This is a genomic window from Stenotrophomonas sp. STEN056 (genome assembly GCF_056759635.1).
Genome location: NZ_JBRRDL010000001.1, coordinates 22,077 through 44,475, shown reverse-complemented (window position 1 = coordinate 44,475; position 22,399 = coordinate 22,077). Strand labels below are relative to the sequence as shown.

General features: G+C 60.6%; 19 protein-coding genes. 13 read left to right on the top strand and 6 right to left on the bottom strand.

Features of this window, described 5'->3' with window-relative positions; all coding sequences use genetic code 11:
• The first annotated feature begins 231 nt into the window (after positions 1-231).
• The 3 genes from ACVOLO_RS00165 (at position 232) to ACVOLO_RS00155 (ending at position 3,130) form a co-directional block, all read left to right on the top strand.
• A complete protein-coding gene (locus tag ACVOLO_RS00165) occupies positions 232-726 on the top strand; it encodes a KilA-N domain-containing protein (RefSeq protein ID WP_481568243.1) in 495 nt (164 codons plus the stop codon).
• A 65-nt stretch (positions 727-791) separates the two neighbouring features.
• Complete coding sequence (locus ACVOLO_RS00160; RefSeq protein ID WP_481568242.1) at positions 792-1,610, top strand: gp53-like domain-containing protein; 819 nt, start codon at positions 792-794, stop codon at positions 1,608-1,610.
• A complete protein-coding gene (locus ACVOLO_RS00155; protein WP_481568241.1) occupies positions 1,607-3,130 on the top strand; it encodes a tail fiber domain-containing protein in 1,524 nt (507 codons plus the stop codon). The genes ACVOLO_RS00160 and ACVOLO_RS00155 overlap by 4 nt, the downstream gene beginning before the upstream one ends.
• Positions 3,131-3,623: 493 nt before the next feature.
• Here ACVOLO_RS00155 and ACVOLO_RS00150 read toward each other — a convergent pair whose 3' ends face one another.
• Together ACVOLO_RS00150 and ACVOLO_RS00145 are read right to left on the bottom strand one after the other, a co-directional pair.
• Positions 3,624-4,583 (bottom strand): tyrosine-type recombinase/integrase, encoded by a 960-nt coding sequence (locus ACVOLO_RS00150; protein ID WP_481568240.1) that lies wholly within the window; start codon positions 4,581-4,583, stop codon positions 3,624-3,626.
• A gap of 805 nt (positions 4,584-5,388) precedes the next feature.
• Complete coding sequence (locus tag ACVOLO_RS00145; RefSeq protein WP_481568239.1) at positions 5,389-6,198, bottom strand: hypothetical protein; 810 nt, start codon at positions 6,196-6,198, stop codon at positions 5,389-5,391.
• 152 nt (positions 6,199-6,350) lie between these two features.
• Here ACVOLO_RS00145 and ACVOLO_RS00140 point away from each other — a divergent pair, with 152 nt between their 5' ends.
• From ACVOLO_RS00140 to ACVOLO_RS00115, 6 genes are all read left to right on the top strand, one after another.
• Positions 6,351-7,232, top strand: coding sequence for a M15 family metallopeptidase (locus ACVOLO_RS00140; protein WP_481568238.1), 882 nt, complete (start codon positions 6,351-6,353; stop codon positions 7,230-7,232).
• Positions 7,233-7,339: 107 nt separating this feature from the next.
• Positions 7,340-7,600, top strand: a complete 261-nt coding sequence (locus tag ACVOLO_RS00135) for a PAAR domain-containing protein (RefSeq protein ID WP_481568237.1) — start codon at positions 7,340-7,342, stop codon at positions 7,598-7,600.
• A gap of 65 nt (positions 7,601-7,665) precedes the next feature.
• Entirely contained in the window at positions 7,666-9,027 is a 1,362-nt protein-coding gene (locus ACVOLO_RS00130) for a hypothetical protein (RefSeq protein WP_481568236.1), read from the top strand.
• A gap of 32 nt (positions 9,028-9,059) precedes the next feature.
• Positions 9,060-12,746, top strand: coding sequence for a type VI secretion system membrane subunit TssM (gene tssM / locus ACVOLO_RS00125; protein ID WP_481568235.1), 3,687 nt, complete (start codon positions 9,060-9,062; stop codon positions 12,744-12,746).
• Positions 12,743-13,717 carry a type VI secretion system-associated protein TagF gene (gene tagF, locus ACVOLO_RS00120; protein WP_481568234.1) on the top strand — a complete coding sequence of 325 codons (975 nt, stop codon included), beginning with the start codon at positions 12,743-12,745 and terminating at the stop codon, positions 13,715-13,717. Before tssM ends, tagF begins: the two co-directional genes overlap by 4 nt.
• A gap of 2 nt (positions 13,718-13,719) precedes the next feature.
• Positions 13,720-14,499, top strand: coding sequence for an OmpA family protein (locus ACVOLO_RS00115; protein WP_481568233.1), 780 nt, complete (start codon positions 13,720-13,722; stop codon positions 14,497-14,499).
• A 33-nt stretch (positions 14,500-14,532) separates the two neighbouring features.
• Here ACVOLO_RS00115 and tssA read toward each other — a convergent pair whose 3' ends face one another.
• From tssA to tssJ, 4 genes are all read right to left on the bottom strand, one after another.
• The gene (gene tssA, locus ACVOLO_RS00110) at positions 14,533-15,594 is read right to left on the bottom strand and encodes a type VI secretion system protein TssA (protein WP_481568232.1); all 1,062 of its coding nucleotides are present in this window, start codon (positions 15,592-15,594) and stop codon (positions 14,533-14,535) included.
• Positions 15,595-15,834: 240 nt separating this feature from the next.
• Positions 15,835-16,626 (bottom strand): type IVB secretion system protein IcmH/DotU, encoded by a 792-nt coding sequence (gene icmH / locus ACVOLO_RS00105; protein WP_481568231.1) that lies wholly within the window; start codon positions 16,624-16,626, stop codon positions 15,835-15,837.
• On the bottom strand, positions 16,626-17,960 hold the full coding sequence (tssK, locus tag ACVOLO_RS00100; RefSeq protein ID WP_481568230.1) for a type VI secretion system baseplate subunit TssK: 1,335 nt from the start codon (positions 17,958-17,960) through the stop codon (positions 16,626-16,628). Before tssK ends, icmH begins: the two co-directional genes overlap by 1 nt.
• 219 nt (positions 17,961-18,179) lie before the next feature.
• The gene (gene tssJ, locus ACVOLO_RS00095; protein WP_481568229.1) at positions 18,180-18,791 is read right to left on the bottom strand and encodes a type VI secretion system lipoprotein TssJ; all 612 of its coding nucleotides are present in this window, start codon (positions 18,789-18,791) and stop codon (positions 18,180-18,182) included.
• A 199-nt stretch (positions 18,792-18,990) separates the two neighbouring features.
• Here tssJ and ACVOLO_RS00090 point away from each other — a divergent pair, with 199 nt between their 5' ends.
• The 4 genes from ACVOLO_RS00090 to ACVOLO_RS00075 all read left to right on the top strand — a co-directional run bounded on the left by ACVOLO_RS00090 (position 18,991) and on the right by ACVOLO_RS00075 (position 22,304).
• Positions 18,991-19,644, top strand: a complete 654-nt coding sequence (locus ACVOLO_RS00090; protein ID WP_481568228.1) for a tetratricopeptide repeat protein — start codon at positions 18,991-18,993, stop codon at positions 19,642-19,644.
• A 32-nt stretch (positions 19,645-19,676) separates the two neighbouring features.
• Complete coding sequence (gene tssB, locus ACVOLO_RS00085) at positions 19,677-20,177, top strand: type VI secretion system contractile sheath small subunit (RefSeq protein WP_481568227.1); 501 nt, start codon at positions 19,677-19,679, stop codon at positions 20,175-20,177.
• Between the two features lie 2 nt (positions 20,178-20,179).
• Complete coding sequence (gene tssC / locus ACVOLO_RS00080) at positions 20,180-21,670, top strand: type VI secretion system contractile sheath large subunit (protein WP_481568226.1); 1,491 nt, start codon at positions 20,180-20,182, stop codon at positions 21,668-21,670.
• Positions 21,671-21,806: 136 nt separating this feature from the next.
• A complete protein-coding gene (locus ACVOLO_RS00075; protein WP_481568225.1) occupies positions 21,807-22,304 on the top strand; it encodes an Hcp family type VI secretion system effector in 498 nt (165 codons plus the stop codon).
• The last annotated feature ends 95 nt before the right edge of the window (positions 22,305-22,399 follow it).

Sequence of the window (22,399 nt, the reverse complement as noted above, 5' to 3'; positions counted from 1 at the left end):
CGGCAGGATAGCAGGCGGCTGGCGGGGTTGCCTGCCGCCCCATAGCGCAACCGGAAACCTAATTCAACGGAGAGGGCTCGGCAGGCGCCTCCGTTGACCCAATCCCAAGGCCCTTCAGGCTCAGACCTGCGGGGCCTTTCTTTAACCACGGCATAGGCTGATCCCCGAACGGCTGGCGTATCTGTCCGCCGGCTTTGCCGTGTCCTATTTCAGACAGAAGAGGACAGATGAATGAGCAATATCGTCAGGCTGAACTTTCAAGGGCAGGGCGTCGCTTTCACCGATGAAGGCTGGTTCAATGCCACGGTTGCTGCGAAGCGGTTTGAGAAAGTGCCGCATGAGTGGCTACGCCTTCCGGAGACCCGGCGGTATTTGAAAGCCCTCAAGGCCAAATACGGGAAAATCCCCTATTTGAAGACCTCTCGTGGCAATGGTGGTGGAACCTGGTTGCACCCAAAGCTGGCAGTGGCATTCGCCCGCTGGCTGGATGCGGACTTTGCAGTCTGGTGCGATGACCAAATCGACGAACTCCTGCGGACTGGGCAGCGGCAGGCGATGACCGTATGGCAGGAGCTGCAGGCGCTGCAGCTTGCTGATTCGGATTCGCTGGCCCGCGCATCGTTCGGCTCGCACCTGATGCTGGAGCGAAAAAAGGCGCTTCCTAGCCTGCGTCAGCGCCGCCTGCAACTGGAGCAGGAATTCGCGCCGCTGCTGCTTGCCGGCTGATATCCCCCGCATCCCAAGACCCCAACAGCCCGCATCTGCGGGCTTTGTCATTTCTGGAGCCACGAATGACCTACCGTTTTTTCAACCCGGCCCCGGTGCTGATGGATCTTCTGGGCATCCGGCCGTGTGCCCATGGCTCCCTCAGCTTCTTCGAGCTTGGCACTACAACGCCGAAAGGCACCTGGTCTGACCAGGACAAGACCGTTCCGAACGAAAATCCGGTGCCGCTGGACTCTGCCGGCCGCGCGAACACGAATATCTGGCTTGATGGCGGCTACACAGTCGGACTGCGGGACGCTGACGGCGTGGTCGTGTGGGTGCGAGACGTGGACAGCGGGCAGGGGGCTGGGGCTTCCATCCCATCGCTTTTGACCGGCAAATTCCTGACGAACGACGGGTCGAACATGATCTGGCAGGACGTGCGCCAGGTTCCCGACCCTTCCGGCGCATCTGGCTACCAGCTCGGCACTGACGGTGCGAACCTGATCTGGGAGCCGAAGCCGGTCATCCCGCCGCCGCCCGAGCTGGACATCGTGATTGGCGCCGCGTCGGTGCAGCTTGGCACCAGCGGCAGCACCACGAAGTTCTACATGCAGAAGGGCTCCGGCAGTGCACCTGCGTCCGGGTCGAGGTTCACGAGCGCCAACGTGGACTTTCCCAAAGCGTTCAAGGAGCTGTGGTGGGTTGGTGTCACGCAGACGCATGGCGGCGTCACCCCGGGCGGCGTAATCCCCCAGCAAAGCAACCCGACGAAATCCAACACCGGCTTTCAAGTCCGGTTCTCGACCGAAGAAAACAGCACGTCGTCGGTCTGGAACATCACCAGCCCGGTTCCGTTCGACTGGATTGCATTCGGATTGATTGAAGTCGAGGCAACGCCGTGACGACTCCGATTCCCCGCGCGCAATCGTCACTGAGCGACCGCACCGGCGCCCCCACGCGCGAGTGGTACAACTTCTTCAACTCCATCCGCAGCGGCATTCCGGACAGCCTGCGGGCGGAAATTGACCAGATCCTGCACCGGCTGGACGAGCTTGAGCCATCGTCTCCCGTTGACTTCCGGATGCTGGGGCTTGACTCGGTTGTCGTGACCGGCACGCCCCAGGACGGCTATGTGCAGATCAATCTCGACGGGGATGCTCGCGAGCCAGGCGGTACCTACTTCTACGGCACCAACGCCGAGGGCGTGAAGGGCTGGCACTTGCTGGGGGATTCCCTTGTTGCCGGGGCAGGAGAGCTGACGAAAGCGGTTGAGCCCGACACGGGCGTCATCACCCTGGGGCTTGCCGACGTTGCCGATGCTGGTGGTGGAACCCTGCAGAAGACGCAGTTCGACGCCAAAGGCCGCAAGACCGGCACCAGCGCCGCGACGACCACCGATCTACCCGAGGGCGTCAATCTCTATTACACCGATGCCCGCGCTGATGCCAGGGCCTCAGCAGCTGTGGCAGCCCACGTCGCGCAGCCGAATCCTCACTCGCAGTACGCGTTGCACGGCGACGGATCGAAGACGGGTTTCCTTCGCTCAGATGGGCTCTACACGAATGAGCTGGAGAACAATGGTGACCAGCGCTTCGTGATGCGCGCGGCATCCGACACGCTTGTCCCGAACTACACCGGCCACCGCGCACGCGGGAATCTTGCGTCCCCGACCGCGATTGCTGCTACCGATACGATGATGCTGTTCGTGGCGGGTGGTTGGAACGGGGTCGAATACAAGATCAGCACCCGTGTTCGTATGCGCGCCGAAGAAGCCTATTCGAGCACCGCCTCGGGATCTGGCCTGCTTTTCGAAGCGACGCCGGTCGGCGCGAATTCCGCGGTGGTTCGCATGCGAATTGACGGCTTGGGCCATATTCTCCCAGGCGCAGACAACGCCCAGAACATCGGCAGTGCTTCAGCACGACCCAAGGAGCTCTTTGCAGCTACAGGAACGATCAACACCTCGGACGCCCGTGAGAAAACCGCTGTGCGTCCACTCACTCCTGCCGAGCTGGCTGCAGCGGCAGAGTTGGGGTGCGAGATTGGTGCGTACCAGTGGCTGGCGATGCTTGCCGAAAAGGGCGCCGCCGCCCGGCTGCACATCGGCATGACTGTGCAGGGAGCCATCGAGATCATGCAGTCGCATGGCCTTGACCCGTTCGCCTACGGCTTCGTCTGCTACGACGAGTGGCCGGAGTTGCCAGAGATCCGCAGCGAATGGCCGGCGCAGCCGCAGGTCGTGGATGACTTCGGCAACCTGGTGCGCGAGGCGGTGGATGCCGGTTTTGAAGTGGTGCAGGAGCATCGCCCGGCCGGCGACCGCTACAGCTTCCGAATGGACGAGCTGCTTGCCTTCATTGCCAGGGGCTTGGCCCATCGGCTGGATGCAGTGGAGCAGAGGCTGGCTGCTGCCGGCATGTAGTCACAGCCCGTGAGACTGGGGCCGGGGCTGACCGGCTCCGTCGAGAGGCGGCCAGGTTCGAGGCAATGGCGGCTAAGTGGACAGATGACCTTCGAGGGAGCTTCGCTCTCTAATCCAGCTCCTCATTGCATCGACCGAAGCACTATCCTCGATGATCAAAGACCAGAGGGATACGCTAGCTGTTGGCCCACCGTTGCAATCTGGCTCAATCCCGTAACCCGATGGAGACCAGGTCCCGACACCTGCGATGCGAGCCAGTTCGTCTTCGACCTCGCAACGCAGCGATGCAATTACTAGCATCACGTTGCCGTAGAGCTTCAACGGCACTTCCGATTCTGTAAGCATGTTCCGAATCTCTCTGAGTGAGGTTTCAGCCTATCAGCTAAATCCGAACATAGATGCTGTAACAACTCCGAAATAGTTATCTTGCGGACAGTTAGCAGCACGTTCGCGTTTTGTCGTTATTAGCGAAGTGTCACGGTTCGCCCTGCGCTCACAAGCGGTCAGCTAACTCGTCGGGGTCCGCGTTGTAGTAGAACATCAGGCTCTTGAGGTCGCGGTGGCCGATCATTCTGGCCAGCTCCATCACGTCCAATTTCTTCGATAGCCGCCAGATCGCTTCTGCCCGGCTGTCATGGAAGTGCAGGTTCTGGATCTGGGCAGCATCGCGAGCCCGGCGAAAGAGGGCGTCCTTTGTTCCTCCGTCCACGTTAAAGACAGTCGCAGAACCCTGCGGCAAAAGGGCGATGATTTCGCGTGCACGGGCAGACAGTGGAACCCGTCGCGTGTCTCCGTTCTTTGTCTGCGGCAGCTGCACGGACTTTGGCCCAACATCCGCCCAGGTGAGGCCCAAAATCTCGCCCGACCGCATGGCCGTTTCCAACGCGAACAGGAAGGCGAGGGCGACGCGATCAGATACAGTTTCCGGTGCACCACCGTCGTAGCCGAGGGCCAACGTCACCCGGTCTATTTCATCCTGGCTGATCCTGCGCCGCCTGCTTGGCGGATTGGCTGGACGGTCTACATCCGCCAACGGGTCGCTGTTGAGCCAGCCCCAGTCCTTCCTGCAGGCCTTGAACACGGATTGAAGCACGTTCATCTCGCGTCGAACCGACGCGCCAGTGACAAGCTTCAATCGACGTTCGCGCCATTCGGCCAGGTGGATAGGGCGCAATGCCGGCAGTCGGATGTCGGCCAGCTTGTCCTTGGCCAACAGGCGAAGACGCGTGAGCTCCCAGCGTTCGCCGCGGTGCTTCGGGCTGACCTCAGTCCCGAACCTATCAAGGGCCTCCTTCACCGTATGATCAGGGAGCCGTGCGCCGACAAGCTCGGCCTCGCGCTGTTGAGCCCAGGCAACAGCCAGCCGCTTTGTTGGGAAGGATTGGGACTCGCGAACGCCGTCCTTGTAGAGCTCGGCACGCCAAGTGGTGCCGCGTTGTCGGATAGATGCCATGGGCGAATGGTGGCGTAAATCTTGGCGTAGTGGTGTCGCTACATGGCGGGATTGCGCGGGATAAGGCCGGAGATCGAATGCCTGCAACCTACTGATATGCCTGAACTATTGGGCATGCCCGTCGCATAACGTGATACTGCGGAAAGAACCCAGATTGCCCACCTTCGGCACCATTAGAAAACAGGCACTTAGGTGCCTTTTTCTTTGTCTGGAATTTGGGGCTGGCGCTCTGCGGTAACCAAGCCGCCCGGCGAGTTCCAGCGGCTCGCATGGGGCTTGTTTGCAGCCAGGCCAGCTGCCTTACCGTTGATTGGCCTTGTCTGGGAGAGTTCAGATGGGTGCGACACAGATCCATTCGTTCGGCTAGCTGGGTTGAAGTGGATCCAACCTTGATGGCGCCTGCCGTTCTTCAGTGTGTAGGTATGCCGGTGACGCAAGCCGCTGGTGATGTCAGGCAAATCTCTGCATCACGACTGACATGGTGGGCGGTATCGTTCGCTTCGGAATCCAAGAGGTATTCCGGCACTCGCAGAGTGTCTGGCTGAAGATGGAAGCCCTTTGCCGCGATGCAGGTGCCTGCTGCGCGAAGGTACGTTGCCATCTCATCTGCAGCGGAGCAATCTGGCTCGAGTGTGCGCGAGCTTCTTCCCTGGAAGGTTGGAATCAGAGCGCCTCGGTGATCTGGTTTCGGCGAATCGTAGTAGCCACTGATATGGCTGCTGATGCCATGCATGGGAATCGCCAAAAATCATCTGCTCTCTAATTGAAGGTGTCGCACATCGATCTGATGCCGACTTGCTGACAATCACCCTGGCGGGCAGGCGGGGTCTGCGGATTCCAGTGCAGCACAGATGGCATTGCGGCATTCGACGCCGTCAAGGGTGTTGGCGCTGGGGCAGCGGCGCAGTTTTGCCTGGATACTCGACTGCGTGGATGCAGGTTTGCCTTCGCGTGACAGCACAGTGTCGGCGTGAGAGCGCGAATTTGCGTCGAGCTCGATGTGTGCGATCAGGTCATCCATCGTCTGCGGCTGAAGGCTGCGCGTTTGGTTCTCTTCCTTCTTGATGATGCCAAGCAGGGTGACAAGCAAGGTGTCATCGCTGTTCTTGCTTTGGTGGGAAGCTGTTGCATGGCTCTCTGACTTGCCGGAACTCAGTGCGGGACGGCGCGGTGCCGTGGATTGGGCCGCACGAGCGGGTCTTGCAGTTGGTGCGGTCGGCGAATTGATCGCAGCCACGGCGTTGGGATCGGCCGGTGCGGATTCCTGCAAGGTATGTGCGGGATGTGCTTCGCTTCGCAGAGTGGTTGGAGCTTCGCTTGACGCGTCGACTATCCGAGCACTGCCTTCGTCCAGTGCGGATGCCGCTTCGGTAGCAGATGCGGCTGCTTGAAGGTGCGATCGATCAGGCGCAGCTTCCTTCGCCCGATGCGACGCGCCGTGGTTCCACGAAAATATGCCAGCTGCAATGACCAAAATGGCCGCGCCTGCAAACCATCCCAGGGAATGACCGTGCAGCAGAGAGCCGCGTGGAGCACGCGTTGCTTTCTTCTTTGGCAGGCCTTCAATGTCGGTGAGAATGCGGCCCGCGTTCTGATCCGCATCTTTGATGTGCATTCCGCTCGAGAGCAGACTCGGTCGGTTGATTCGGCCACTATTCAAGTGCGTCCTGCCCTTGGTTTGAATCGGCAGATGCCGAAGCGAATTTTCAGCATTCTTAGTTAAAGCGTTTCAGGGCGTCAACTGAAATGCCGCGTCATGGAGGACATGTGTTGGTGGTTTTTACGGGTGCGGTAGCACTGGTTCTGCTGTTTGCGTTGATGTGTTGGTGGATGTTGTTTCCCAACAGGATGAACGCTCATCTGAGCCGCCTGCTGCAGCGATCTGCAGCGTTACGCAGGCAGATGGAGCGGGCTGGTAGTCGCGCTGGCGGCCGGGTATTCCGCGCAAAAGGCGGCGTCAAACGCGAAATGAAAGCGGCGCGAGATGGCTTTCGACGGCACTGGGCAATCCTGACACTATCAATTGCGCTACTGACGGTGCCGCCAGTCGTAATCTTCATGACACGACAGACGGTGGTGCTTGATGACTTCCGCAGTGAGGATCATTCGCTATCCGGTTCGATGGTGGCGCAGTTGCTGCGCGGTGAACGCCTGACCCCGCCGCCGGCACCTCCTCCGGAAGCGTTCACTACCGCGGAAGTACGCAGATTGAAGCCTGAAATCGTGTTCGCGGACCGGAAGTGGGAGCAGATTGATCCCGATCTCCAGCAGCGGGTTCTGGCGATCTACGAAGTCATGCGCAGGCAGTACGGCTACGAAATGGTGCTGATCGAGGGTTATCGGAGTCCTCAGCGGCAGGCAGAGTTGATGGCCGCGGGGAAGGCCACGCGCGCCGGTGCCTGGCAAAGCTGCCATCAATACGGACTAGGTGTCGACAGTGCTCCGATTCGGGACGGAAAACTGCAATGGAACATGGAAGATCCGTGGACCCAGCGCGGCTACTACTTGTACGGGGAACTGGCGCAACAGGCCGGTCTTGAGTGGGGTGGGAGCTGGCGAAGCATCAAGGATTTCGTGCACTTGGAGATGCGTGATCAGTGCCGTGCGGCACGTGCTGCAAAGCGCGCGGAGCTGAGCGGGCAGGGCTGATATGTAGTGAAGACTGCTGTTATCGTTCGGCCCCGATGATCCGGGTCGCCAAGAATCAGGGGGCGATGGAAAGACCGGATCACGCAGGATCATATGGAGCAGGGTGCATGGGACGAGCATTCATCGTCGTCGGTGACAAGCTGGATCACGGTGGCAGCGTGGTTTCAGGCAGCAACCAAACAGATATCAACGGCAAGCCTGTCGCCCGTGTGGGTGATCGAGCGGTGTGCGCCAGGCATGGTGCTACAACCATCGTCAGCGGAGACCCGAGCGTGCTGATTGATGGCGCGCCGGTTGCGCGTGACGGCGACCGCACTGCGTGTGGTGCCGCAATGGTGGCATCACAAGCCAGTACGGGTATCTGCTGACCAGCGCAATGAGATCTTCGCGTGCAACACGTTTGATGCGGGCCAGCTGGCGAAGCACTGCTGTCATGGCGGCTGTGGTGATCGTCGCAGGCTGGTGCGCCGCATTGCTGTACTGGCGGAGCCACGGTGCGACGCCTTCGGCCCTGCAGGGGTTTGTCGGCTTGGTGCTTGTCCCGTGCGGGCTGCTCGCTGCAGGCTTGATGGTGCGTGGCGCATTGCGTCATCGTCCTGTTGCCAAAAGCGCGGCCGCGCTGGAAGTCGGTGATGACGTAAACCTCGCCAGTGGCCTCGCTCAGCAGGAATCCGTAGTGATGCTGGTGGCGACCGGATTGAATCTCGGCGACGGCATGGGTGCTTCGACGCCAGCAGAGCTATCAGGCAGACAGCCTTCACTGAGCCGCCGGTTCCGGGATGCGCATGGTCTGCCGGTGCGACTGAGCGCTGCTGCTGACCTTGATGAAGCGTGGGTTCTCACATCGCAGCAATCCGGCTTCGATGTCGCGGTTCATGAACAGCGGGCATTGGCGCTGTTGGAGCCGCTGCTTGAAGCGATGCTCGATTCCACGACGAGAGCATTGCCTGAGTTGGAAGGCGAAGCCGAGGTGGTCGTGGCCGGTCTGCGTCGTCGCGCTGACCGGGGTGTTGAGTGTGTACTGCTGATCGAGTGCCTGGTTCCGGCCGAGTGGTCAGCGCCACTACGCCATTGGGCACATGCATGGTTGCAGTCGCGCGCACAGCTGGTGGGCTTGGATTCCCGGCGTTTTGAGGTTCAGCTGACGGCGGTTGATGACGCGTATGCCGCCTGGAAACATCTGGATATGTGCTCGCGGGCGCTTGCTTCAGGAACGCCGCGCTGGCACTTGCTGCTGGCGTGTTGCTCGCATATTGATCAATCGCTGATCAATGCATGGCTGGCGGCGGGCGTACTGGCGACGGCCACGAAACCTGATGGTCGGGTGCCGGGTGAAGCTGCCGCCGGTGTTCTGCTTTGCAGTGCCGCTCTGGCTGCTGCAGGCAATGGGCAACGAATTCGCCTGAATCTTCCGGCGGCTGCAGAGCCTGGTCCGCAGCATCCGGCTGAACGCCGCAGACGCTTGGTGGCACTGGCCAGCGAATGGCAGCAGTCATGCCGGTTGGAAGGCGACAGGCTGCAGTTCGTCCTGCATGAAGCCGGGCTTGATCCTGATGCTGTTATTGATGCGGCGGCCATGGCGTCCGCCATCAACCCGGACATTGAGTTCAGCCAACAATGCGTGTCGCTGCCACGCCATGCCGGCGATATCGGTGTGGTGCTTCCCTTCGCTCAGCTGGCTATGGCCGCTGCGCAGTGTCAATCCGAGCACGCCGTACTTGTGCTCGGCAGAGCAGATGCACGGACGCCGCTGTTTGCGCTGGTCGATTCCTTCCCCCAACCGTGTGCGGCCTGAACTGCGTCGCGTAACAAACCTTGGATTCCCGCATGAGTTTCAGCAACTTCAGCTACTACCTGCGCGACTACCGTCTATGGATGGTGGTCGGCCTGGTGAGCGCCATGGCATTGGCCCGATATGGAGAGGCTGAGGCCCGGCAACTTGGAATCTGGGTGGCGGGGGTACTGGCGGGGCTGTTGCTGTTGGCTGCGCTCATCTGGGGCATCAAGCGGCTTTTGGCACGTCGTGCCGCCCGGCGGGTGGAGTCGATGGTGCTGGAAGAAGCGGACAAGGCTGTTGCGAATGCACAGCCCGCGCAGCGGGCTGATGTGGAGGCATTGCGTGCCCGCATGGTAGAAGCGGTCAAGCAGATAAAGTCATCCCGGATGGGGGTGCTGAAGGGCAATGCGGCGCTTTACGAGCTTCCCTGGTACGTCATCATTGGCAATCCGGCGGCGGGGAAAAGTACTGCCATTCTCAACTCGGGGCTGCAGTTTCCCTTCGAGGACAACCGTCGAAATGTCATTCAGGGAATTGGCGGAACCCGCAATTGCGATTGGTATTTCACGACGAATGGCATCGTGCTGGATACCGCGGGACGGTATTCGGTCAGCGTCGAAGACCGGATGGAATGGCTGACCTTCCTGGGCCTGCTGAAGCAGAACCGTCCGCGCGCGCCGATCAACGGGGTGATCATTGCCGCAAGCATTGCGGAACTGTCCGGCAGCAAGCCGGAGTTCGCCATCGAGCTTGCCAAGAACCTTCGCCAGCGGGTGCAGGAAATCACCGAGCGGCTGGAGGTGTTCGCACCCGTCTACGTGCTTTTCACCAAGGCGGACCTGATTGCCGGGTTCACCGAGTTTTTCCGCAACCTCGATCCGGCCGAGCGCGACCATGTCTGGGGCGCAACTCTGCCGGCCGATCCAATCCACAACGACGCACTTGCTGCGTTTGACGTGCATTTCGACGAGTTGGCAGAAGGCATCAAGGAGATGGGCCTGACGCACATGGCCATGCAGCGTGGGCGTGATGTTTCGCCGGGAATGCTGTCACTGCCGCTGGAGTTTGTGGCGATCAAGCCGGCACTGCGGACCTTCATTGCAACCTTGTTCGAGGAAAACCCGTATCAGTTCAAGCCGGTCTTCCGTGGTTTCTACTTCAGCAGCGCCCTGCAGGAAGGGCGCTCGGTGCACCATGCATCCGAGCGGGTGGGCCGGCAGTTTGGTTTGCAGTCTGGTACTGGCGAGGAGGAATCGCCGAGTGGAGAGACCGCGTTCTTCCTGAAGAACCTGTTCCGCAAGGTGATCTTCGTCGACAGAGAGTTGGTCAGGCAGTACGCCAGCCCGCGGCAGAGCAGGCTGCGCTATGGCGTCTTCTTTGCCGCAACAAGCGCGCTTGCCCTGGCGCTGGGGCTATGGACCTGGTCTTACACGACCAACACGCAGTTGGTGGTGAACGCGACCAAGGATCTGGACCAGGCCAAGCGCCTTCAATCGGACCGACTGGATCTGCAATCGCGCTTGAACGCGCTGCTGCTTTTGCAGGATCGCATGGAGCAGCTGGATCGCTACCGGAACAATAGCGGCATCACCGTGCGCCTTGGTCTGTACCAGGGCGATGCCGTGCGTGACAAGCTTCTGGCGGAATACAACCACGGCATGCGGCAGGTCATGCTTGCGCCGGTAGTGTCCAACCTGGAGCACTATCTTGGCCAGGTGGTCAGCGACCGCGAGAAGCTGGGGCAGGCTGCTGCCGAAGCAGTTGCCAACGATGCGCAGCTCTACCAGAACGCGTCGCCGACCAGCACCAATGACGCATACAACGCGTTGAAGACGTATCTGATGCTCGGCAGCCCGCAGCATGTTGAAGCTGCACATCTGTCGCAGCAGCTCACCTTGTTCTGGCGCAGCTGGCTTGAAGCGAACCGCGGGCAGATGAGTCGTGAGGAAATGGTGCGGGCTGCCGAGAAGCTGATGAATTTTCATGTCGCCCAGGTGGCGATGCCGGGTTGGCCGCAGGTGGAGAACAAGGTCACGCTCGTGGCTGATACGCGTCAGGCCCTGTCGCAGGTCATGAAAGGGCAGCCGGCAATGGAGCGTGTGTTCGCACAGATCAAGGCGCGTGCCGGCGCTCGCTTTGGTACGGTCACCGTCGACAGTCTGGTGGGCGAGGAGCGCAATGGCCGGCTGATCAACGGCAGCTATGCCATTTCCGGCGCCTTCACCCGCAAGGCGTGGGAAGAGTACGTGCGCGATGCAATAAAGGAAGCCGCCAATACCCAGCTGAGCAGTACGGACTGGGTGCTGGGGACCACCGAGAAGAGCGACTTGTCGCTGGCCGGTAGCCCCGAGCATGTATCGCGGGAACTGGTGGGCTTGTACAAGCAGGAATACGCCCGGGAATGGGGCAAGTTCGTACAAGGCTTGAGCATTGCCGAGTTCAACACCTTCGATGAGGCGGTGTCGCGGATCGGTCGTCTGGGGGATGCCACGCAGTCGCCGCTGCGGGCGCTGCTGGAGGCGGTCAACGAACAGACGGTGTGGGACAACCCGCCCGCCCTGGCTGCCTCGGCCAAGATGCAGAAGGGGATTGGTGCCTGGTTCCAGCGCAATGTGCTGCGCAAGAATCCCGCCACCGCCTTGGCCGCGCAGCCGGTTGGGCCGATCGGCAAGGCCTTTGAGGGCATGGCGCGCCTGGTCAATGCCAGCGGTGATCGGCCTGCGGTGATCAGCCGATACTTCGATACCCTCGGCAAGCTGCGCGCACGGTTGAATGCGATCAAGAGCCAGGGCGACCTCGGTGTGGGCGCCCGTAACCTGATGCAGGACACCTTCAAGAACGAAGGTTCGGAATTCTCTGCCGCGCTTGCGCTGGTTGATGAGCAGGTATTGACCGGCTTGGATGAGAAGCAGCGTGAAGCGCTGCGCCCCCTTCTGCTGCGGCCATTGACCCAGACCTTCGCCGCGCTGGTGCCGCTGGCCGAAGATGAGGTCAACAAGAACTGGAAGGCACAGGTGCAAGCGCCCTTCAAGGCCCGCATCGGCCAGCAGTATCCTTTCAATCTCAATTCGGACGTGGATGCAGCCGCCGGTGATATCGCTGCGATCTTTGGCGCCAATGGCAGCATCGCGGCCTTCAACAAGGAGGCGATGGGGACGTTGGTCATCCAGCGCGGCCCGTTGCTCGAACCGCGGCGCTGGGCGGGCATCGGCATCAACCTTTCCGCCGATCTGGTCGCCAACTATGGCAATTGGGTAAGCGGGTCGGCTGCCGGGGTTGCACAGGACAGCACCATTTTCGAAATCCTGCCCATGCCGGCCACCGGCGCCGTGGAGTACACCGTCGAGATCGATGGCCAGGTGCTGCGCTATCGGAACACCCCGCCGCAATGGATGACGATGCAGTACCCCAATCCAGGGCAGATTCCCGGCGTGAAGATTACGGCGGTGACAGGCGATGGTCGTACGCTGCAGATCTTCAACGCGCCGGGAACAAACGGTTTTCAGCGGCTGATGGCGGAAGGGCAGTATGAACGCATGGGCGAATCAAGCCGTATCACCTGGGAAGCCGATGGTGTGGGCGTCAGTGTGGAGATGCGTATCGTACGGCGTGCTGGCGCTGGTTCTGACGGCAGTGATTGGCAGCGCGGTTTGCAACTGCCCGAGCAAGTTGCCGGTAGGCAGCACGCAGGCCCGGTCTCGTCGAATGACGCTGGTGCTGTAGAGGCAACACCATGAGCACGGCAGGTGTGTCCTACTTCGGGAAGGTTCCATCGCGTGGCGATTTTGTGCGCGCCGGCGACAACCATCAGCTGCTCGGTTGGCTGGACCGATGGGCCGGTGAAAGCCTGGATCTGCTCAGCCAAAGCGCTGACTGGAAGCGGCGATACGACGACTCGCCCGATATCCACTATGCCTTCCTTGGCTCGCGTAGCAGGATGGTGCTGTGCGGGCATTTCCTGGCCAGCCGCGATGTTTCTGAGCGACGCTTTCCCCTGCTTCTGGCCCTGAAGCTGGATGCATTGGAGCCGCTGCGATTCATCGGCTGCAGTCCTCTGGCGATGGCCAATGCATGGTCCGGACTCGCCCGTCTGGCCCGCAATGCCTGCCACGACGAGGATGCCACGCAGGCCTTGGTGGACATGGCCGAGGCGCGCTTCAGCATCAGTACAGACCCGGGTGACCACCGGGTCAGTTTCCAGGATTTCCTGGACAGCACCACGCTGGGTGAACTGCAGCAGCACTTGTGCCAAAGCGGGCATGGCGAAATTGTCCTGCGTCAGGCATTGCCCGCACTGGGTATGTTGCTGCAGCCGGTGCTGGGCGGTGGGGCTGCGAATGTGGACAAGGCACTGGTGTTTCCGCTGGTACGCGACCCGGTCTATCGGCCGTTGATCGCGGCATTCTGGCTGGACATGGTGTCCTGCTTCGTTGCGCGAGCGGATTTTGAACTGGCCGTGCTTATCCGCAATGACGCTGCCCCGACCATGGTTGTCGGCTTCAAGGGAGCAGATCATCAAGCGCTGCGCGCGGCGCTGGATCCCGAGCAGGCCGGCGACTTCCTGATTCGCCTTTCGCAGTCCGACTGGGTCAAGGACTTCATCCAGGCCGACTACAACCTCAACCGCTTGGACAGCTTGCTGGCGCACGATGATCTGGCGCTGGCAACGGCCTGCCGTCTGTTTGGCGAAACTTTTTTGGGAACCTGATGATGCATCCGTTGAAGCTGACCTCCATCGTGCTGTCGCTGCTGCTGGCCGCTCCGTCATTGGCGCAACCAGCGGCGGTCGAGCCTGGTCCGTCGCAGCGCCCTGTCGTGATTGACGGGGTAGTGCCCGATCAAGCAACCAAAGCCAAACTCCTGACCAGTCTCCGTGCTGTCTACGGTGCCGAGCGCGTGGTTGACCGCATCCAGGTGGACAGCATCGCGATGCCGCCCAACTGGGGGGACTATGTCGCGCGGATGATCAGCTCTGGATTGACGCGGGTTTCACCCGGCAAGCTGGAGGTCAATGGCCAATCCGTCCGCATTACCGGCGAAGTAGGCAACGAAGCACTTCGGCAGCAGATTGCCAGTGATCTCAGTCTGGCCAGCAATACGTCCTACACGGTGACCAATGCGCTCAAGCTGGGCTCGCAGCAGCAGGTTCTGGACCAGACGCTGGCAAACCGCATCATTGAATTCCAGAGCGGTAGTGCGAAGCTGACGCCGTTCGGCATGAGCATCCTGGACGAGATGGTCGAGAAGATGGCGCAGATGCCGGACAGTCGCTTTCTCGTGATTGGCCATACCGACGACGTAGGGCAGCGCGAGGCCAACCTGGTGTTGAGCCATGCCAGGGCACTGGCGGTGAAGAACTATATGGTGATGAAGCGGATCCCCGCCTCACACATGGACGTGCTGGGAAAAGGCCCCGATGAGCCCGTAGCGGACAACACCAGCAACGACGGCCGGGCGCGCAACCGCCGCATCGAGTTCCAGATTCAATAATCGGCTTCGCTCGATACACGGAAACGCACGAGGTCAATCCCCGTGCGTTTCTGCGTTGACATCCAGTATCTCTTCCATCTGCTCCAGCGTGCCGTGGTCCTTGATGACCCGCTTGAGCCAGACGTGGAGCGGCATTTCCCCCCAGCGCGCTGCCTTCTCAGCCAGGTAGGCAACCGGGCTGTGTGGTTCGGTACGTCGGAAGAACTCCGCAACCTGTCGCAGCTGTGCCAGCGCCTCCCTGCGTGAGGCGGGTGCACCGGCGGGGAGGTTGTGCCTGGCCGGGGTTCCGGCTGTCTGGCCAGGAGCCGGTGTTGGATCGCTGTCACTCGCGTCCACAGGCAAGGGCGCCTCGTCCGCTGCGTCCAGCAGCATTCCGACGTCGCGAGCAGAGCGCTGCACGGCGCGCTGCAACTGATCCAGTTGTTCACGCACCGCTGTGAAGCTGGGGCCATCCAATCCCAACCGATGATCGACAGCGGCCTGTAGTTCCGACAGGGCCGCCATGCAGTCGGGCAGGGCGTCGATGAGCTGTCGATAGAACGCGTGGGGTGTTTCCCGGCGAGCGGTTTCCAGAAGTTCCAGCGTCGGCCGCCCCTCGACGGCTTCGCTACCGGCCGAATGCGCGTGTTCAAAATCGGCAAGATTGAAGCGACCCTGAGGCGCGGCACTGATCGGCACCGCGCGGAGCCACTGCAGGGAATTGCCCAGCAGCCAACTCAGGTTGCCGATGCGCTCTTCCTGGTCACCGTCGTGGGCTAGCGGGTGAACATCGTCCCAGTAACGGTCACACAAACCCGCGGTGACACGAAGGCCCGCAGCCCAGCCGGGAAAGCCCTTGAGTTGGGTTGCCGCCTCGCACAGCCAGCCGGCAAGGCGGAGGTCCTTGGTGCGATGGAGGAGAAGCTCGCTGCTGTCGCGTAGTACGCCATTCCAGTCGGCGCTCTTGATATCGGTCTGCCACGCGCCTTGATCGAGAGTAGGGTCGTCGGCACGGCGATTTTCGATGATCCGGTCAAACTCCACGGAGAACGACATGTCCTCCCCGGTGGGGGCATCGCTCGATATCGGCGACAACAAGGCATCCTGGTCCAGCATTGGGAACCTCCTTCTGATGGAGCGTGAGTTCTGTATGGGGAGTGGAGCAGCAAATCCGCATCTCGACCGGAATGGCGCCATTCCCGGTGGATCTGGATGGCGTTGCCGGCATCGGCAATGCCATATGCGGGTTCAAACCGGCGCCGTAGGTATCACTCAAACGAATCGTCGTAGTGCCCGGTGACGCCGGTGCCAGCCTGCCAAGCCTGTGGGAAGATCCAGGCCTTCCTCATTACCCGATCAGGGCAACGTGATCGTGATGTGTGCCGCACGTTCCGGCATCTGCACCACGTTGTTGTAGCGGGCCATCTGCTGCCGGGTTTCATGGCCCATGTATGTACGAAGACCCAGGAAGGCGATGAAGCCGAAACAGCCAACCACCACGGCGGGCAGCCAGAGCGGCAGGACGCGCCGGAGCTTGTTGCGCACCTGGTCCGGCGGCAGCGCGTGCGGCGCGAAGCCGTGGCGCTTGCCCTTGAGGTAGACGATCTCGTCGCCCAGGCGGGCGGTCAGATAACCCAGCTTCTCTGTTCCTTCCAGTCGATACTTGCCTTCAAAACCCATCAGCAGGCAGTAGTGATAGACCTCCAGCGAGGGCAGACGTGCGGCTCCCTGGCGACGGAGCTCTTCCAGCCGGTCGAAGAAATGTTCGCCGGCCAGGTGTTCCCCGAACAGTCGCAATTGCAGCGGGCTTCTTTCCCAGGCTTCGTGCAGTGGCGAGGACTGGGTGAGGATTGCCTCATCAACCGCCGCACAGAATGCATAGCGCGCGGCATATATGTCCTCGGACGCTGTGCCCAGGCGCATGGCATTGCGCTCCATGCTGTCCAGGAAGCTCTGCACACGCTGGACGAACGATTCGCCGTCATTCGGCAGCTGGCCGCGTTTGAGCAACAACAGCAGATAAAAGCCATCGGACATCAGGTCGTGGAGGCTCTGCGGGCTGGCTGCAACGGCCGCAGGGCGCGCAGCAAGGGCATCAGCCGTCAGCGATGGCATCGGGCCCGGGGTCGGGGGGAGAGGAGTATTCATCATGAGGTTACCGCGACAAGTTCCATCTTGAGCTCGGCGATGCCGGCGGGTACGTAGATCATCAGTGACTGCGTCTTGATCATCCGCTCGTACAGCGCACCGCGCGGATCAAGCGCAAAGTAGTGGCTGCCTGGACGAACCGGGATGGCTGCCGGCACCTGGGCAGCGTGATTCAGCTTCACCCCCGGCAGCGCGGAAAGCACGCACTTCTCGACATCGTCAGGCGCGCCGACCTTGAAACGCACCGGGACGCTGTTGAGCAGTTCCTGTGCAGGAAGCGCAGATGAAACGGACAGGTAAAGCGAGACATTTCCGTCGATGCGCTGCGAGTCCAGGTGCCCCAGATGGTAGGAAGGCTTGACCTCGCTCAGTGCGACCATGAAGTGGCGGGTGGAGATGACCGTATCGAGCAGCGTGCGGACAATTTCGATCAACTTGTCGAACGAACTTTCGGGGAGTTCGTGCCGATACACGGGCAGGTCGTTGAGCTGGTGAACGTTGGAGAACGTAAGCAGTGCACCGGCCATTCGCAGAAGCTCCTGGTGGAGCCGCTCGGGATGCAGCTGCGGGTGATGCAGCAGGTGGGCCAGCGCGCTGAAAGAGGTGTTGATCGTGTGCAGCAGCCAGAAGGAGGCAATATCGCCGGAGCGGAATTCGATGATGTTCTGCGAGGTTTGCCTGTGCAGCCCGTACAACGCCTCGACTTTGGCCTGCAGCGCATCAAGGACACTCCGCAGTTCGCGGTGCATGCGTGGCGAAGCCTGCAGTTGGGTACACGGCGGAATGAATGATTCGTCCAGATCGAAGCCACCGCTGGAAATCCGCCGCACCCTGGCGACAGGGACGGTTGCATAGGCATCCCGGGGCATCTCGTCGGTGAGGAGCCTCACGGACTTCTGCAGGTATGCAAGCTCTGCCTCCGCCGCGCCGGTGAACAGGTCATTGCTCACCTGGTTGGATTGCCGATAGCGCGCCAGACTGTTGCCGTCCTCATCCAGGCAGTTTTGCCCATCATCGCGCAGCAGCGGCAGGGCGAGGTGCACGGTTGTTGCCTGGATGCCCTGTGCAAGTTCCTTCAGGGACAACGCATCGGGCAGCCGATCATGGCTGGGCGCATCATAGGTTTCGCCGTCGGGAAAAATGAGCGACATATCCAATGGACGCAGCATGCCACCATGCAGCGCCTGGCTGTCGAATCGAATGCGACGAACACCCCAGCTGTAGGGATGCAGCGTCTGTGAAACATCGAATAGTCGCGCCTCGTGATAGGCGTCCTGGCGCTGGAAGTGTTGCGGTCTAAGGAACAGGCCCTCGCCCCAGAGAACCTTGGACATCCTGCTTACGTAAGCCACGTTTCAATCCTTGAATAACATCGTTGGGGCATGAAAGATTTGCCGGAAGACAATGTGCCGATCATCGGCAGCGCTCGGAATGGCGGGGGTACCACTCTGTTGCCTTGTGACATCAATGACTCAGGCGCGCAGATACTACCGCAGCGGAAAAACCAAACAGTGGCGCGTTTGGATTGCATGGCGCGATGAAGGTTATGCGCATCACCTCGTGGTTCCACATTGGATCGAGGCAAGGCTGAGTGCGTCACCGGACGTTTTCCGTGCCAGCGCGCTGCTGTCGCTGGTGAGCGCGCAGGCGTGGACGCCAATCGTGATGCCATCGTCCTGCAGGCCTCTTGAGTTGGCGTCAAAACTCAAGCGCCATCGATTCTCTGCAGGTGATCGAAACAGCGCAACAACGCCCACTGTCGATGTGCCATCACTCAGCTTTTCGGACAGTTCCTGTCGCGCACCTGGCATCAACACCACTTCATTGACCGAAAGCAGATCGGCGCCCAGTGCCGCATGCTCGCCAGCTTGGTCGAGAAATGCATTGAACGGCGCCTGCTCGAAACGCTGGGCGCTGCGTAGGTGATAGATCTTGATGACGGCAGCGACTGGACGCTGATCATTCCCGGCGTTGAGGTTCTTTCCTGCGTAGATGCGTAGAGGCACTTCGGGCGATCTTTGGGGTTGCGTCGGGCGGATGCCAACGCCCTTCAGAGTGGTGTCGACCACTCGGCCAATCTTGCCGTTGCCTGCACATCCGCCAGTAACGATGGCAGCAATCAGAGCGGAAAGAAAAATCGGACTTGTACGAAATGTTCGGCGCATCATTCTTCCTGATTTCATGCATCCATTTGTATGAAATGAGATATGGGAAATTGCGCTCCGTCCTATCTCAAATGTGTTGCCATTGGGGATGACATCGCCGCGTCGTTGAAGTGGCTATTCATCGCGGGAACGCACTATACCGATGCAGTTTTGCGTCTGTACACTCCGGCGCCTGGGGCTGGATTCCCGAATGTAATGCGTGACGGAAGTGCAGCCTCTTCTGGTAATGAAATCGAAGAGGGATCAAAGGATGGATGTGGTATCCGTGAAGAGTGCAATGACCAAGTCGCTGCTCGTTGCAGTGGTTTTCTCAGGATTGGTGGGTTGTGCATCGACATCAGTAAAGAGTCGCTCGAATTCATTCGATGCAACGATGGAAGTGGCCGAAGCGCAGGTGTCAGTTGCAGGTGCGGATGTCGCCATCAAGGCATTCGAGGATGCCGCAAAGGTGGATCCGACACGCAAGGAGCCGTGGGTTCGCATCGCGCAGCTGCAGTTCGACCAGGGGCAGTACGCGCGCTCGATTGTTGCTGCCGAAGAAGTGCTGCAGCGCGATCCCGATGATCTGGTGGCAGATGGCGTGATCACCGTTGCCGGATTCCGCGTTGCCAATCAATCGTTGCAGCGGCTTGAAGGGCGCGGAGCGCTTTCCTCCGATACCGCACAGAAAGAAGCAAAGGTGTTGGTAGATACGCTGCGCAGCACGATGGGCGGGGCCATCTTGGAGGCCGAAAAGCCCAAGCCGCGCGCCCGCGCTGCGCGGCCGGCAGCTCGCCGCGCCGCAACGCCTGCGGCCCCTTCGCGTGCGCAGCGCCAGGGCAGCAGTGACCCCTTCCAGAACATCGGCAACTGAGTCCGCTCTCGAACTTGAGTCAAGGAGACACGATGGCAAAGAAGGACAGTATCCAGAAGCGGCTGCAGAAGATCCGGCCGCCGCGCGTGCAGCTTACCTACGACGTGGAGAAGGGCGACGCGATCGAACAGAAGGAGTTGCCGTTCGTGGTGGGCGTGATGGGCGATTTCAGCGGCTCACCCGAGGAGCAGTTGCCGAAGGTGAAGGACCGCAGGTTCGTCAACGTTGACCTGGACAACTTCGATGAAGTCATGGCCGGCGCTGCACCGCGCGCGGTCTACCGTGTCCCCAATCGCATCAGTGATGGCGGTGGCGAGTTCGGCGTGGAACTGAAGTTCAACGCCATCGACGACTTCCGCCCTGAGGCCGTTGTCCAGCAGATCGAACCGCTGCGGCGCCTGCTTGAGTCACGCACGAAGCTTGCGGACCTTCGCAACAAACTGGCGGGCAATGAGAAGCTGGAAGACCTGCTGACCGACGTCCTCAACAATACCGAGCAGCTGAAGAAGCTCGGCACCCCGGCGGAGGAATGAGCATGGCAGTGGAAGCCAGTCAGCTGGCCAGCGCATCGGCGCAGGAAGGCAGCGTTTCCCTTCTCGACCAGATCGTGGATTCGAGCAAGGTTGCAAAGTCGAAGACCGAGCATGAGCGTGCCAAGGACATCATTGCCGCGCTTGCCAAGGAGGTCCTTGACGGTACCGTCGTGGTCTCCGAAAACCTGAACCTGACCCTTGATGCGCGCATCGCGGAGATCGACAGGATCATCTCCGAGCAGCTCAGCGCCGTGATGCATGCGCAGCCGTTCCAGCAGCTGGAGAGCAGCTGGCGCGGTCTTCATTACCTGTGCTCGCAGACGTCCACCGGGCCGAACATGAAGATCAAGGTGCTCAACGCACCGAAGAAGGATCTGGTCAAGGACTTCAAGTCAGCCATCGACTTCGACCAGAGCTCATTGTTCAAGAAGGTCTACGAAGAGGAATTCGGCACCTTCGGTGGCGCGCCGTTTGGTGCGCTGATTGGCGACTATGCGGTGGGCCGTCAGCCGGAGGACATGTACTTCATTGAACAGATGTCGCACGTGGCGGCAGCAGCGCATGCGCCATTCATCTCGGCAGCCAGCGAAGACATGTTCGGGCTGGAGTCCTTCACCGACATGGGCAAGCCGCGCGATCTGGCCAAGGTGTTCGATACGGTTGAATACGCAAAGTGGAAATCGTTCCGTGACAGCGAGGACAGCCGGTACGTCGGTTTGACGCTTCCCCGGTTCCTTGGTCGGCTTCCTTACAACCCGAAGGAAGGCACGGCCGTGGAAGGTTTCAACTTCGTGGAAGAAGTGGAAGCCGTCGATCACAGCAAGTTCCTGTGGTGCAACACCGCCTATGCGATGGGTGCGCGTCTTACCCAGGCGTTCGAGAGCTATGGCTGGTGCGCGGCCATCCGTGGTGTTGAAGGCGGTGGCCTGGTCGAAGATCTGCCCACGCATACCTTCCGCACCGACGACGGTGAGGTCGCGCTGAAGTGCCCGACCGAGGTGGCAATCACCGACCGGCGCGAGAAAGAGCTCAGTGACCTCGGCTTCATGCCGCTGGTTCACTGCAAGAACACGGACTACGCGGCCTTCTTTGGCGCGCAGTCGGCACAGAAGGCCAAGAAGTACAACACGGACTCGGCCAATGCCAATGCAATCCTCTCCGCGCAGCTGCAGTACATCTTTGCGGTCTCGCGTATCGCTCATTACCTCAAGGCAATGATGCGGGAGAAGATTGGCAGTTTTGCTTCGGCAGGGAATGTCGAGGAATTCCTGAATCGTTGGATCGCCCAGTATGTACTGCTGGACGACAACGCCACGCAGGAAGCCAAGGCCCAGTTCCCGTTGCGCGAAGCATCTGTGCAGGTTTCGGAGGCACCCGGCAAACCGGGCGTCTACCGCGCGGTGGCCTTCATCCGGCCACATTTCCAGCTCGATGAGCTGTCTGTTTCGTTGCGCTTGGTCGCTGAATTGCCAGCATCCGCCAAAAAGTCGTGACGTTTTGCTGTAACTGGTGCGTCGGGGCCGATGCCCTGTAGTACGCAGACGCATTCTTTGAGAGGACGAAGTCCCCTGAACCGCCGGCGTGTCCGGCACCCAATCTCACGGAAGAACGGAACTTAGGAAACCAGATATGCAACATGCTTTTCTCTCCATCGACACGATCAAAGGCGAGTCGCACGACGACAAGCACAAGGATTGGATCGAGATCCAGTCGTTCTCGCAGGACCTGCTGCAGCCGCGCTCCGCGACCGCATCGACCTCCGGTGGCACCACTGCTGCCCGAGTCAACCTGTCCCCCATCGAAATCGTGAAGGCGATTGACCTGGCTTCGACGGCGCTGAACCAGGCCGCAGCCAACGGCACCACGTTCCCGAAGGCACGCATTGAGTTCATGCGCGCTGACAAGGACGGCAATGCCATCAACTACTACCTGGTGGAGTTGATGAACGTGCTGGTGCATCGCGTCACGACTTCCGTTGACAAGGAAGGCATGCCGCAGGAAGTGGTGCAGCTGAGCTTCGGTGCCATCAAGTGGACCTATCAGCAGCAGAAGCCGGAAGGCGGCGTGGGTGGCAAGACGGTTGCGCAGTGGAGCGCTACCAAGAACATCCCGAACTACACCGTTTGATGATGTGAGGCGGCGATGGCGCGTACTGCGCCATCGCTTTTGTTGTACTGACGGGGCCGCTGGGAAGGGGACTCCGAATGCGCGCAGCCGCCGTG

Excerpts from the sequence above, each read along its gene's own strand:
- ACVOLO_RS00165 (WP_481568243.1), top strand. The coding sequence starts at position 232 with ATGAGCAATATCGTCAGGCTGAACTTTCAAGGGCAGGGCGTCGCTTTC.
- ACVOLO_RS00160 (WP_481568242.1), top strand. The coding sequence starts at position 792 with ATGACCTACCGTTTTTTCAACCCGGCCCCGGTGCTGATGGATCTTCTG.
- ACVOLO_RS00150 (WP_481568240.1), bottom strand. The coding sequence starts at position 4,583 with ATGGCATCTATCCGACAACGCGGCACCACTTGGCGTGCCGAGCTCTAC.
- ACVOLO_RS00145 (WP_481568239.1), bottom strand. The coding sequence starts at position 6,198 with ATGCACATCAAAGATGCGGATCAGAACGCGGGCCGCATTCTCACCGAC.
- ACVOLO_RS00135 (WP_481568237.1), top strand. The coding sequence starts at position 7,340 with ATGGGACGAGCATTCATCGTCGTCGGTGACAAGCTGGATCACGGTGGC.
- ACVOLO_RS00130 (WP_481568236.1), top strand. The coding sequence starts at position 7,666 with ATGGCGGCTGTGGTGATCGTCGCAGGCTGGTGCGCCGCATTGCTGTAC.
- tssM (WP_481568235.1), top strand. The coding sequence starts at position 9,060 with ATGAGTTTCAGCAACTTCAGCTACTACCTGCGCGACTACCGTCTATGG.
- tagF (WP_481568234.1), top strand. The coding sequence starts at position 12,743 with ATGAGCACGGCAGGTGTGTCCTACTTCGGGAAGGTTCCATCGCGTGGC.
- ACVOLO_RS00115 (WP_481568233.1), top strand. The coding sequence starts at position 13,720 with ATGCATCCGTTGAAGCTGACCTCCATCGTGCTGTCGCTGCTGCTGGCC.
- tssA (WP_481568232.1), bottom strand. The coding sequence starts at position 15,594 with ATGCTGGACCAGGATGCCTTGTTGTCGCCGATATCGAGCGATGCCCCC.
- icmH (WP_481568231.1), bottom strand. The coding sequence starts at position 16,626 with ATGAATACTCCTCTCCCCCCGACCCCGGGCCCGATGCCATCGCTGACG.
- tssK (WP_481568230.1), bottom strand. The coding sequence starts at position 17,960 with ATGTCCAAGGTTCTCTGGGGCGAGGGCCTGTTCCTTAGACCGCAACAC.
- tssJ (WP_481568229.1), bottom strand. The coding sequence starts at position 18,791 with ATGCGCCGAACATTTCGTACAAGTCCGATTTTTCTTTCCGCTCTGATT.
- tssB (WP_481568227.1), top strand. The coding sequence starts at position 19,677 with ATGGCAAAGAAGGACAGTATCCAGAAGCGGCTGCAGAAGATCCGGCCG.
- tssC (WP_481568226.1), top strand. The coding sequence starts at position 20,180 with ATGGCAGTGGAAGCCAGTCAGCTGGCCAGCGCATCGGCGCAGGAAGGC.
- ACVOLO_RS00075 (WP_481568225.1), top strand. The coding sequence starts at position 21,807 with ATGCAACATGCTTTTCTCTCCATCGACACGATCAAAGGCGAGTCGCAC.